General features: G+C 54.4%; 8 protein-coding genes. 1 reads left to right on the plus strand and 7 read right to left on the minus strand.

All coding sequences use genetic code 11. The annotated features are described in order from the left end of the window. The first annotated feature begins 1 nt into the window (after window position 1). A complete protein-coding gene (gene sspB, locus B3B59_RS08500; protein ID WP_046885763.1) occupies window positions 2-499 on the plus strand; it encodes a ClpXP protease specificity-enhancing factor in 498 nt (165 codons plus the stop codon). Between the two features lie 60 nt (window positions 500-559). Here sspB and B3B59_RS08505 read toward each other — a convergent pair whose 3' ends face one another. The 7 genes from B3B59_RS08505 to gltB all read right to left on the minus strand — a co-directional run bounded on the left by B3B59_RS08505 (window position 560) and on the right by gltB (window position 12,143). After that, window positions 560-1,264, minus strand: a complete 705-nt coding sequence (locus B3B59_RS08505; RefSeq protein WP_286808712.1) for a DUF1120 domain-containing protein — start codon at window positions 1,262-1,264, stop codon at window positions 560-562. After that, window positions 1,261-1,797: a hypothetical protein gene (locus B3B59_RS08510; protein ID WP_286808714.1), complete on the minus strand. Its 537-nt coding sequence runs from the start codon at window positions 1,795-1,797 to the stop codon at window positions 1,261-1,263. The genes B3B59_RS08505 and B3B59_RS08510 overlap by 4 nt, the downstream gene beginning before the upstream one ends. Then, the gene (locus B3B59_RS08515) at window positions 1,794-4,229 is read right to left on the minus strand and encodes a fimbrial biogenesis usher protein (RefSeq protein ID WP_286808716.1); all 2,436 of its coding nucleotides are present in this window, start codon (window positions 4,227-4,229) and stop codon (window positions 1,794-1,796) included. The genes B3B59_RS08510 and B3B59_RS08515 overlap by 4 nt, the downstream gene beginning before the upstream one ends. A gap of 11 nt (window positions 4,230-4,240) precedes the next feature. Then, a complete protein-coding gene (locus B3B59_RS08520) occupies window positions 4,241-4,915 on the minus strand; it encodes a fimbria/pilus chaperone family protein (protein WP_040073851.1) in 675 nt (224 codons plus the stop codon). A 62-nt stretch (window positions 4,916-4,977) separates the two neighbouring features. Beyond that, window positions 4,978-5,715 carry a DUF1120 domain-containing protein gene (locus B3B59_RS08525; RefSeq protein WP_046885767.1) on the minus strand — a complete coding sequence of 246 codons (738 nt, stop codon included), beginning with the start codon at window positions 5,713-5,715 and terminating at the stop codon, window positions 4,978-4,980. 539 nt (window positions 5,716-6,254) lie between these two features. Further along, window positions 6,255-7,673, minus strand: a complete 1,419-nt coding sequence (gene gltD / locus B3B59_RS08530; RefSeq protein WP_040073853.1) for a glutamate synthase subunit GltD — start codon at window positions 7,671-7,673, stop codon at window positions 6,255-6,257. A gap of 9 nt (window positions 7,674-7,682) precedes the next feature. Further along, window positions 7,683-12,143, minus strand: coding sequence for a glutamate synthase large subunit (gene gltB / locus B3B59_RS08535; protein WP_046885768.1), 4,461 nt, complete (start codon window positions 12,141-12,143; stop codon window positions 7,683-7,685). Window positions 12,144-12,422 lie beyond the last annotated feature (279 nt).

The following is a 12,422-nucleotide window of genomic DNA, read 5'->3' on the forward strand; positions in this document are numbered from 1 at the left end:
TGTGGAAATGTCACAGTTATCTCCACGCCGTCCTTATTTGCTGCGCGCCTTCTATGAATGGCTGCTGGATAACCAGCTCACGCCGCACCTGGTTGTGGATGTGACGCTGCCCGGCGTACAGGTCCCGATGGAGTATGCGCGCGACGGACAGATCGTTCTCAATATCGCTCCGCGTGCCGTAGGTAATCTGGAGCTGGCAAACGACGAAGTGCGCTTTAATGCGCGTTTTGGCGGCGTGCCACGTCAGGTTTCCGTGCCGCTGGCTGCGGTGCTGGCAATTTATGCTCGTGAAAACGGTGCCGGTACCATGTTTGAGCCTGAAGCGGCTTATGATGAAGATGTGACAAGCCTGAACGATGACGGAGAGACCGCGACTGGCGAGAACGAAACCGTCATGTCGGTTATCGACGGTGATAAGCCTGACCATGACCACGACAACGATCCGGATGACGATCCGCCGCCGCGCGGTGGTCGACCTGCGTTACGCGTTGTGAAGTAAAGTGCGAATGATAAAAAGCCCAAATAGAAATTTGGGCTTTTTTTTATCGGTAAGAAACCTTTAAAGATAAACGAGCGTAATGGTGGCTAATCCATCTAACCCGATAGTGTTGCCGGAAGTGAGGCCACTGGCGATGCTCGCGGATACGCGCAGAGGCACAACTACCGTTGTCACGGGCTGCAGCGTGGTACTGTTTTTGCGGGCAAAGGATAAATACCCGTTCATACCCGATGAGAACGCGGCAGGAGAGGCGATGGACCAGGGGCCGGCCGTGGTGCTGGCACTGACAATGCTTATCGGGACAGCCGAACCCGCATCCTGCGCCTGCACACTCTCCTGGTCGATGACAATGGCATAGCTACCAATATTTTTACCTTCGCTGGTTTTGCCCAGTCCGAACAGACGCTCCGGATTACTGATATTGCCCTGCCCCTGGAAAGGGACGTCAGGGCCGGTATTGCCGTTTCCATCCTGACCATAAGCGACAGAATCGGGTCGCGAATCTCGGGCGGTGATAGCCACGGCCGTGGAGGCTTCGCAGACGATATTCAGCGTGATGTCGCGACTGCCCCACTGTGTGAAATGGGTGGCAGAAAGCAACGCGGCAGAACGTTTTCCGAAGTCCACGATGCCGTTATTACTGAGCGTGGGCGTGCAGGCTGCGGCATCTGTGGTGACAGACACATCAATATTCACGGTGTCCGATGCCCACGTCAGTGAGGTTGATAAAACCAGCCCGATGAGCGTTTTAAGCAGTGTATTCATTGTGCTTCCACCCTGACTCTGATGTTACCGGCATAGCGGGTTGTATCGGTAATGGCTTCGTTTTCAAACTGCGGCGTAACCGTCAGCGTGACGCTCGCCTGGCTTGCCGTCCGTTCGCCACTGTCGATAAACGCTAACCCGTCGTTGACGTTGAGAGACAAGGAGGATTGACCCGCGTCGGTAATGGCCTCGTCGCCAGCGCTCACTTTACTGAGCCGCACGCTACGGTCATCCAGCATTGCCTGGCTCGCCATGACTTTCATTGCTCCGCGACTGCCGAATCCAAACTGGTTGCCGTTGGCCAAACCAGAAGAGACAAACAGACGGATTCGGGAAGGTGTATCGCACACGGCGCGTACCACCACCTGCTTTTCCGTCAGGGTAATCTTTTGGCTACCCTGCAGCTGGCGTTCTGCCGGGCTCATCCGGCCGTAAGAAAGCGAAGACTGACTGGCGGTAATCTGACAATCCGCAAGGGCCAGACTGGACGTGAATAACATCAGGCAGAGTGAATAACGGAGTTTACTTCTCATTTGCATACCCCCTCTGCGGTATCGTAAAAAGTGTTAGGGTCGCTGTTTTCAGGCAATGACGTTTCGATACGGCAAACGCCATTTTCGAGTCTTGCCGCCAGGATCTGTCTCGGCAGAATGTTATTAATGAAAACGATACCGTCTTCGACCACGGTGGTGATGTATTTCCCGTCAGTATCTTCAATGGCAATGCCTCTCGGCAGCTTGCTACCATCAGGAAGGGTGACGTAGAGGAGTGCCCGACGCTGTTCCAGTAATTTGAAATTGACGTTTCCGACAGCACCGCGGCCCTGTTTCATGCGCTTACTTCCGTTACTGACGTCCACATTGCGCGGCAGGGTTTCTGTATCAATTTGCACTAACGCATTACGGTAGGGGGGCAGCGCCGGAATGATGGCCTGACCCCATCTGTCAGTCCAGACCGGACCTTGTGGCGTCTTAATTCTGACCCCGGAAATATTGCTATCCAGGCGAGCAACGGCGAAGGTGTCGTTGATCTGCCACGGAGAGAAGGTCACACCGTTGCCGTGGGCCACAATTCCCCCCTGCATCGATGCGCTGTAGGTCCGATTTCGATCGTTGTCTGCGCTGGCGTTCAGGTTCAACTGGGTATAATGCAGATTGGCGTTAATACCGCCGTTGACGGCGTTAACGTTATCTTTGGTGCCTCTTTCCGCGCCGACCGAGTAGTTCAGCTCGTCAGAGACATTGGCGTTCATCGTGGCGCCAAAATGGGTGTTGTTGCTATCATGGCGGCTATACAGGTTGGCCGATTTCTCTCCCAGCGGTATGCTGAGATTCACGTACACCAGATCCTTATCGTTTCCTGCCGTGTTATTTTTGCCATTGCCGCTGTCATAGTGGAGCTGGCCGTTGGTCCCTAACTGGTGCTGCCAGCTCACGGATAACATGGCGCGACGGAAGGCTTTCGACCAGCTCAGCGCAAGATAGCGAGTATCGTTATCGCGCTGGTAACTGTCCGTCTGATAGTAGCTCAGGCCCAGGCTGCCGATCGCCTCGGTCGCCAGGCTTATCCCTGCAGAGTATTCATTTTTGTTTTGCGCCACAAAATCGTTGTCGAGTGTGTCCGACAAGGTGCGGTAATCACGCGTCGCGTGCGCAGCACTGGCCCGCAGGCTGATGTTTGACGTAAGCGCATAGTTTGCCGAAACCGAGGCTTTTTGCCCCTGAAGGGTGTATTCCCGATCGTTTGATACCGCCAACTGCGTCGTCGTGCTCAGGCGTGTAAGCAGCCAGTCGACGTTAATCGCGGCATTTTGATAATCCTGTGCGCCGATCAGGCCGCCGCTCAGGTTAAGGTTATGGGTTAAACGTGTGCCCATCGACACGCTACCCACCCAGGGCTTTTTCTTGTAATCATCATCGACGCGCCCAAATGCTACGTGGATGCCCGTCGGCGTGCCGCTCCCCCGGTTATATTGTGTTGCCGGTACGATAAAGCGTTGCTGCGAACCGTCCGATTCCACCACCGTCACCGACAGATCGCTGCTGCGATCGAGCAGTTGAAGATCCGTGAGCGTAAAGGGTCCCTGAGGAACAAGGTTGGAGGCGATGAGCTTATTACCCTGACGAATCTCCACGCGAGCCTGGGAAGAGTTGGCGATACCGCTTACCTGGACACCAGCATCATTGGGAGACAATGCGCTATCCGGTGAGAACGATACGCCGTAAATGGATGCTCCATCCAGTAAGCTATTATTGAGACTGACCTCACCCACTTTCATGGTGCTGCCAAGCCCAACAAAGGTATGCTGTATCCATGTTGAGGAGCTTGTGGTGCTGTATCTGCCGTCGTTATAGCTCAGCATTTGGTGCGAGCGCACCATCCAGTCGAGGATGTTGAAACCGCCGTCAATCGTCGCCTGTGAATAGTCGGATTGCGAATCAGCAAACTGGTTTCGGGTCGTGAAAAGGGAATAATTTAACATTCCCGCCGCGCCACCCGTTACGTAATCACCCAGATCGTCCGCCTGACTGTCCAGCGCGTCAGTCGGTACGATGATTTCCAGTTCTTCCTTTTCAGGATGCTGTTTGATGATCGTATTGGGCCAGGTTTTGCGAAAGTCATAGCAAGGCGTGTCGTTAATATCGCTGGGTATTTTCAGCGCCGCCTGCTTAAGCAACCCTTCATCGAAGCAGAGTTCGCCTTTCTCAGAAAAACGAGCGATAAAAGCACCTTTCGAAGTGCCATTCACTTTCAATGCCAGAGGGACTTCACCGGGCGCAAAGCGAGCTTCTTTCTCAAAATATTTGGAGATGGCAGGGTCCATGCCCAACGCTTTGAGCGTCTCACGATCAAAATCTACCGCCTGACTTTCATCCGCGGAAGCAACGGTCGGATAAATGACTACAGGCAGCGTACCAAGCGTAATAACAATTAATTTTTTTAAGAACGATCCATGTAACCACATTCTATTCCCTTTTATTGTAATGCGGTGGTATAACTTTCTCCTGTGTAGCCATAGCGGCTGGCCGGGAAGAATTTAATTTTAGAGTCGGTTGTCTGCGGTAATTTCACTGTGATGTGAGTGCCGGGTAGAATATAGGTTGCCGGAAGATGACCTTCTTTCCCTGAAGGCATGGAAATAAACCTTGGTGACATCCGAACGACATATTTTCCGGGATTAACTATATCAATATCACTGCCTTTTTTTTGCCATTGCAGATGCTTCCAGGGTTGTAAGTCTTCTGGAAGAGAGGTTGGCTGAATAATTACCGGTAAATCCTGGCGTATCGTGACGGCGAGACGGTTGCCATCCTTCGTTTTGGCCGGGATCCCTTCAAAACTTACACGTTTCATTTCCTGCTGCTGTAACGGACCGGATGTTTGCAACATAAAGCGCACACGCTGTACCTGGCCTGCTTCTAAGCGAACCACTGGCTGAGTAGCCACCAGACGGGTAGTGCTCTTACTGCCCGGTAGCTCTGTGACGCGGGTATATAAAAGCGCAGGGGTGCTGTCCGTATTGGTAATATTAATACTGGCTTCGCCTTTGCTTTCATCGACCAGAAGCATTGTGGTTTCAGGAACCATTCCTGACGCCAGACTTTGCGCCGAATAAAGAATAAGCAGGGTGGGTAGGAAATGTTTTTTCATAAACACATCAGCTAAAAAAATAGTAAAAAGGCCTGCGAACGTTCCGTTCGCAGGCCGGCGTATTACAGGTAAATCAGACCGATAGTTGCATTACCACTCAGAGTAATGCTTTCACTTGCGCTGCTGAAGGCAGACATTGGTTGTACAGCGGCAGTGATGGTCAGCGGTACGCTCGCGGTTTTAATAGCGACCGGAGCCAGGGTACCGGTACGCGCAAAGGTGACGATATTTGCACTGGTACCATTAAAGGGACTCAACATGCCGGTATTCGCTTTGCTCCAGGTAGTGATGCCTGCACGAACGGAGAGCATATCTACAGGCAGGTTGGCATCAGCGCCATCGGTCGCGGTGATGTCACTCATTTTCATGGCAATGGTGTATGCACCGATCTTCGTTGTCCCAACGGTACCCAGACCAAACGCCTGAGAACTGTTGCCTACGGAGTAGTTGGTCTGGTTAGGGCTGGCGTTGGCAATAAAAGTATCAGTGCTCAGCGGAACGACAGATTCGAGGCGGTTGTCGTTAGCGGCAAATGCCACTCCCGTTGCGCCGGTGCAGGCAATAGAAAGAGTAATATCACGTGAACCCAGCTGGTTCAGTGCAGGCGCTACTGCGGTCAGGGTGGAAGCAGTGATGGTGCCGAAGTCAATCTCAGCTGCGCTCAGGGTTGGCGTGCAAGAACCCGGGGTAATAGAGCCTTTTACGCCCATGGTTACGCTGCCAGCGGCTGCTGCATTAAAAGTTGCAAATGACAGTGCAGAGCACAGCGCGACTGCAGAAATTTTCCATTTCATGTTCATAGTATCAAATATCCTTACTGATAAAATTACGGTGTGTTAATAAAAGCGTTGTAGTGAATTAAGATTCGTTACAACAATGCCATTCAGGGATTAACGATCATCCTGTTAAGATGATTATTAACGCTTAATTGGCATGGGTTAGAGTGTGTTGCTTTAGCTATTCCTATATTAAATACTCTTTAGGCTAATGTGAATTAGCAACTCGAGTATTAAGAATTCATTTGGTTCGTATTGATTTGTTGAATGTATTTATACTAAACCATCTGTTTTTAAAGCTTTTAATAACCAATTAAAATTATCTGGACGTTATTATTTAATGTCTCTACCGAGGCCATTTAAGGGTTTTTATTATAAGCGTGATTTTATTTAAAGCCGTAAAAGCGGCAATTACGCTGCTGGATAATTTTATGCAAAAATCATCTTGCAAAATTTAAATGGTTATTACTGGAGTAAGAGGGCTATTTTTAGGTGGGAAAATCATTAACTGATGAATGTGACAGGCCATCTTTAATAGACGAGATGGCCTGTCTTTACGCGTTTTATACTTCCAGGTAGTTCATAATGCCGTCAGCCGCTTTGCGCCCTTCGGCAATCGCCGTGACCACCAGGTCAGAACCGCGAACGATATCGCCACCGGCGAAGATTTTCGGGTTGCTGGTCTGGAAGGCGTTGTCGCTGCCTTCCGGGGCAATCACGCGACCCTGCGAATCCAGCTCAACGCTGTGCTTCGCCAGCCACTCCATGCTGTGGGGACGGAAACCAAACGCCATCACCACCGCATCTGCCGGGATCACATGCTCGGAGCCGGCAACGATTTCTGCACGACGACGACCTTTCGCATCCGGCGCCCCCATCTCGGTACGCGCCATCTTCACGCCGCTCACCTTGCCGTTTGCATTCACTTCAATACCCAGCGGCTGGATGTTGAACTGGAACTCGACACCCTCTTCACGCGCGTTTTTCACTTCGCGTCTTGAGCCTGGCATGTTCTCTTCATCACGACGGTAGGCGCAGATAACGTGCGCCGCATTCTGACGAATAGAGGTTCGCACGCAGTCCATCGCGGTATCGCCGCCGCCCAGCACCACGACGCGTTTACCTTCCATGCTCACGAAGGGCTCGTTGGTCGTTTCACCGTAGCCCATTAGCTGTTTGGTGTTGGCAATCAGGAACGGCAGGGCGTCGTACACGCCTGGCGCATCTTCATTCTCCAGACCACCGCGCATGGACTGATAGGTACCCACGCCCAGGAATACGGCGTCGTAATCCTTCAGCAGGTCGTCGAGCTGCACGTCGCGGCCCACTTCCACATTCAGTTTGAACTCAATGCCCATGCCGGTGAAGATTTCGCGGCGGCGGGTCATGACCTCTTTTTCCAGCTTGAAGGCCGGGATGCCGAAGGTCAGCAGGCCGCCGATTTCCGGATGTCGGTCGAAGACCACCGCTTTGACGCCGTTACGGGTCAGGACGTCGGCACAGGCCAGGCCCGCCGGGCCTGCACCAATGATCGCCACGCGCTTGTCGGTTTGACGCACGCCGGTCATATCCGGACGCCAGCCCATCTCGAACGCTTTATCGTTGATATAACGCTCAATGTTACCGATGGTCACCGCACCAAACTCGTCGTTCAGCGTACAGGAGCCTTCACACAGGCGGTCCTGCGGGCAGACGCGACCGCACACTTCCGGCAGGGTGTTGGTCTGGTGAGACAGTTCGGCGGCTTCAAAAATACGTCCTTCATTGGCCAGCTTCAGCCAGTTCGGGATGTAGTTATGGACCGGGCATTTCCATTCGCAGTAAGGGTTACCGCAGGACAGGCAGCGGTCTGCCTGCGCTTTGGCCTGGCCTTCTGAAAACGGCTCATAGATTTCTACAAATTCAATTTTACGGATCTTCAGCGGTTTCTTTGGCGGATCAACACGCTGCAGGTCGATAAACTGGTATACGTTCTGGCTCATTGCTACCCCTTACTGCGCCTGCACGCGCAGCTCTGCTGCGCTACGACTACGGTGACCCAACAGGGCTTTAACATCGCTGGACTTCGGTTTAACCAGCGCGAATTTCGAGGAGAAGGCTGGCCAGTTCGCCAGAATCTCTTCGCCGCGTGAAGAACCGGTATGCTGCACGTGTTCGGTAATCAAACCGCGCAGATGCTCTTCGTGGATCGCCAGGGATTCAACATCCAGCACTTCAACCAGCTCCGGGTTTACACGTTTACGGAAATCACCGCTTTCGTCCAGCACGTAGGCGAAGCCGCCCGTCATACCGGCACCGAAGTTCACACCGGTTTTGCCCAGAACACAGACGATCCCGCCGGTCATATACTCACAACCGTTGTCGCCAATACCTTCTACCACGGTGATAGCACCGGAGTTACGCACTGCAAAACGCTCACCCGCACGACCGGCTGCAAACAGACGACCGCCGGTCGCGCCGTACAGACAGGTGTTACCGATAATGCTGGCTTCGTGGCTACGGAAGGCAGAACCGACCGGCGGACGTACCGCCAGCAGACCACCCGCCATGCCTTTACCCACGTAGTCGTTGGCATCGCCGGTCAGGTACAGCTCCACGCCGCCCGCGTTCCAGACGCCGAAGCTCTGACCCGCCGTGCCGCTGAAGTGCGCGGTAATCGGATCGGACGCCAGGCCCTGGTCGCCGTGCGTTTGCGCGATGTAACCGGAGAGCGATGCGCCGACGGAGCGGTCAGTATTGCGGATATCAAACCAGAAAGTTTTGCTCTGCTTATCATCCACATACGGCTTCGCCTGCTGCAGCAACTGTGCATTCAGCACGCCGTTGTCAAACGGCGGGTTTTTCTCGGTGCAATAGACCGCTTTGCCAGGGTGCGGCTGCGCGGTTTCCAGCAGCTTGCTCAGCTCCAGTTTCTGCTGTTTGGCGGTAAATCCTTCCAGCTCTTTCAGCAGATCGGTACGGCCAATCAGATCCACCAGACGCTTCACGCCCAGCTGCGCCATCAGCTCGCGCGTTTCGCGGGCAATAAATTCAAAGTAGTTGGTCACTTTGAAGGGAAGACCATGGTAATGGTTCTTACGCAGCTTCTCGTCCTGGGTTGCCACACCTGTTGCGCAGTTGTTGAGGTGGCAAATACGCAGGTATTTACAGCCCAGCGCCACCATCGGGCCGGTGCCGAAGCCAAAGCTTTCTGCACCCAGAATCGCCGCCTTGATGATGTCGAGGCCGGTTTTCAGACCCCCGTCTACCTGCAGGCGGATCTTGTGGCGCAGGCCGTTCGCCACCAGCGCCTGCTGGGTTTCCACCAGGCCCAGCTCCCACGGACAGCCAGCGTATTTCACGGAGGAGAGCGGGCTTGCGCCGGTACCACCGTCGTAGCCGGCAATGGTGATCAAGTCTGCGTAGGCTTTTGCCACGCCGGTCGCGATGGTGCCGACGCCCGGCTCGGAAACCAGCTTCACGGAGATCATCGCCTGCGGATTAACCTGTTTCAGGTCGAAAATCAGCTGCGCTAAGTCCTCGATAGAGTAGATATCGTGGTGCGGCGGCGGGGAGATCAGCGTCACGCCCGGCACCGAGTAGCGCAATTTAGCGATGTACGGCGTGACTTTATCACCCGGTAACTGACCACCTTCGCCCGGTTTTGCCCCCTGAGCGACTTTAATCTGAATCACGTCGGCGTTAACCAGGTACGCAGGCGTTACGCCAAAGCGACCGGATGCCACCTGCTTGATGCGGGACACTTTATTGGTGCCGTAGCGCGCAGGATCTTCGCCGCCTTCGCCGGAGTTCGAGTTGCCGCCGATGCTGTTCATGGCTTCTGCCAGCGCTTCATGAGCTTCCGGGCTGAGCGCGCCGATAGACATCGCCGCGGTATCGAAGCGCTTGAACAGCTCGGACGCTGGTTCAACGTCATCGATGCTGACCGCTTCATCACCCGGATTCAGGGCAATCAGGTCGCGCAGCGTTGCCGCCGGACGGTTATTGACCAGTTCAGCGTACTGCTGATAGTCGCTGTACTCGCCGCTCTGCACTGCCTGCTGCAGCGTGCGCACAACGTCCGGGTTATAGGCGTGGTATTCGCCCCCGTGAACGTATTTCAGTAGACCACCTTGTTCCAGTGGTTTACGCGCCAGCCATGCACGTTTGGAGAGGTTGAGCAGGTCTTGCTGGAAATCAGCAAAGCCCGCGCCGCTGATGCGGCTGATCACGCCCTGGAAGCAGAGTTCTGCCACATCGTCATGTAGACCCACGGCTTCAAACAGCTTCGAACAGCGGTAAGAGGCAATAGTCGAGATGCCCATCTTGGACATGATCTTGTACAGACCTTTGTTGATACCGTTGCGGTAGTTCAACATGACAGTGCGGTAATCTTTGTCGATGGCACGGCTGTCGACCAGCTTCGCCAGCGTTTCGTAGGCCAGGTACGGGTAGATGGCCGTCGCACCAAAGCCTAACAGCACGGCGAAGTGGTGCGGATCGCGGGCGCTCGCGGTTTCAACAATGATGTTGGCATCGCAGCGCAGGCTCTTGTCGACCAGACGGGTTTGAATCGCTCCCACCGCCATCGGCGCAGGCACTGGCAGACGGTTTTTGGCAATGTTGCGGTCAGAGAGCACCAGCAGCACGGTACCGTTACGTACCATCTGCTCCGCTTTGTCGCACAGCGCTTTCACCGTCTCTTCGAGTGTCGCTTCGGTCACGTCGAAGGTAATATCAAGCGTGTCGGCGCGATAGTGATCCTCTTGCAGCGTCGTAAGCTGTTTGAAATCGGAATAGAGCAGAATCGGCGATTTAAAGGTCAGACGGTGCGCCTGGCCTTCGGCTTCGCAGAAGACGTTCATCTCGCGGCCGATGCTGGTGGCCAGCGACATGACGTGCGCTTCACGCAGCGGATCGATTGGCGGGTTGGTTACCTGCGCAAACTGCTGGCGGAAGTAGTCATAAATAATACGCGGCTGGCTGGAGAGGACGGCAAATGGGGTATCGTCACCCATTGATCCGACCGCTTCCTGGCCATTTTCGCCCAGTACGCGGATAACCGAGTCCAGCTCTTCCGCGCTGTAGTTAAACTGTTTCTGGAAGCTCGCGAGCGCATCGTCATCCATCTCACGGCTACCCACTTCTTCGTCCGGCAGCTCTTCAAAAGGCACCAGACGACGAACGTTTTTCTCCATCCACTCTTTGTACGGGTGGCGGCTTTTCAGATCGTTATCGGTTTCAGCGGAGTGAAGAATACGCCCGCCACGGGTATCGATAACCATCAGCTCGCCCGGGCCGACGCGGCCTTTCTCGACCACTTCGTCAGGCTGGTAATCCCAGATGCCGACTTCAGACGCGCAGGTGATGAGCTTATCTTTGGTAATGACGTAGCGCGCAGGACGCAGGCCGTTACGGTCCAGGTTACAGGCGGCAAAGCGGCCATCGGACATAACAATGCCCGCCGGGCCGTCCCACGGCTCCATGTGCATGGAGTTAAAGTCGAAGAACGCGCGCAGTTCAGGATCCATGTCCGGGTTGTTCTGCCAGGCCGGTGGCACAAGCAGACGCATGGCACGGACGATGTCCATCCCGCCAGCCAGCAGCAGCTCAAGCATGTTATCCATGGAGCTGGAGTCCGAGCCGGTTTCGTTCACGAACGGTGCGGCGTCGTGCAGATCGGGGATCAGCGGCGTCTGGAACTTATAGGTACGGGCGCGCGCCCACTGGCGGTTACCGGTGATGGTGTTGATCTCGCCGTTGTGTGCCAGATAGCGGAACGGCTGAGCCAGCGGCCAGCGTGGAACGGTGTTGGTGGAGAAGCGCTGGTGGAACAGGCAAATGGCCGATTCCAGACGCAGGTCCGCCAGGTCCAGGTAGAAGCGCGGCAGGTCAGCCGGCATACACAGACCTTTATAGATGTTCACCAGGTTGGAGAGGCTACAGACGTAGAACTCTTTGTCTTCCTGGAGACGTTTTTCAATGCGGCGACGCGCAATGAACAGACGGCGTTCCATATCGCGTGGACGCCAGCCCGCAGGCGCGTTGACAAAAATCTGTTCAATACGAGGCAGCGAGGAGAGGGCGATTTCACCGAGCACCCCTTCGTTGGTAGGCACATCGCGCCAGCCGACGATGGACAGAGTTTCTCGTTGAAGTTCTTCTTCGACGATGCGGCGTGAAGCGGCAGCTTTTTCAGGATCCTGATTCAGGAACAGCATGCCGACAGCGTAGTTTTTGGCTAAACGCCAGCCGCGTTCTTCCGCTACGATGCGGAAGAAACGATCCGGTTTTTGCAGCAGCAGACCGCAACCGTCGCCGGTTTTACCATCGGCAAGGATGGCACCACGGTGCTGCATGCGGGCCAGTGCGTGAATGGCAGTACGCACTACCTTGTGGCTAGGTTCGCCTTCTATGTGGGCGATCAGGCCGAAACCACAGTTATCCTTCTCAAGGGATTTATCGTACAACATATCAGTGAACCTCCCCAGGCTCGTCGGGCTTCCCACTGAACTTAACCGTGGCGCACAGGCACAGAAAGAGCATGGCGACGGGGTTTGCGTTTCATACGCGTACCTCGCATTCGCCCTCTTTTTCATCCTTTCGCGCAGGTAAACAAGTTTGAGGACTTGCTTCAGAGGGAATCTCAATTACTGCATAAATATGATGAGCAGACTGCTCATCCAGAAAGCTTCCAGCGGATTTCCAACTTATCGGGAATCGGTTATCAGGTCAAATGGCAATCTTATTTA

Source organism: Leclercia sp. UBA2479 (assembly GCF_002341985.1).
GTDB lineage: Bacteria > Pseudomonadota > Gammaproteobacteria > Enterobacterales > Enterobacteriaceae > Enterobacter > Enterobacter pneumoniae.

Coding starts and splice junctions, on each gene's coding strand:
- B3B59_RS08505 (WP_286808712.1), bottom strand. CDS start 1,264: ATGAATACACTGCTTAAAACGCTCATCGGGCTGGTTTTATCAACCTCA.
- B3B59_RS08510 (WP_286808714.1), bottom strand. CDS start 1,797: ATGAGAAGTAAACTCCGTTATTCACTCTGCCTGATGTTATTCACGTCC.
- B3B59_RS08515 (WP_286808716.1), bottom strand. CDS start 4,229: ATGTGGTTACATGGATCGTTCTTAAAAAAATTAATTGTTATTACGCTT.
- B3B59_RS08520 (WP_040073851.1), bottom strand. CDS start 4,915: ATGAAAAAACATTTCCTACCCACCCTGCTTATTCTTTATTCGGCGCAA.
- B3B59_RS08525 (WP_046885767.1), bottom strand. CDS start 5,715: ATGAACATGAAATGGAAAATTTCTGCAGTCGCGCTGTGCTCTGCACTG.
- gltD (WP_040073853.1), bottom strand. CDS start 7,673: ATGAGCCAGAACGTATACCAGTTTATCGACCTGCAGCGTGTTGATCCG.
- gltB (WP_046885768.1), bottom strand. CDS start 12,143: ATGTTGTACGATAAATCCCTTGAGAAGGATAACTGTGGTTTCGGCCTG.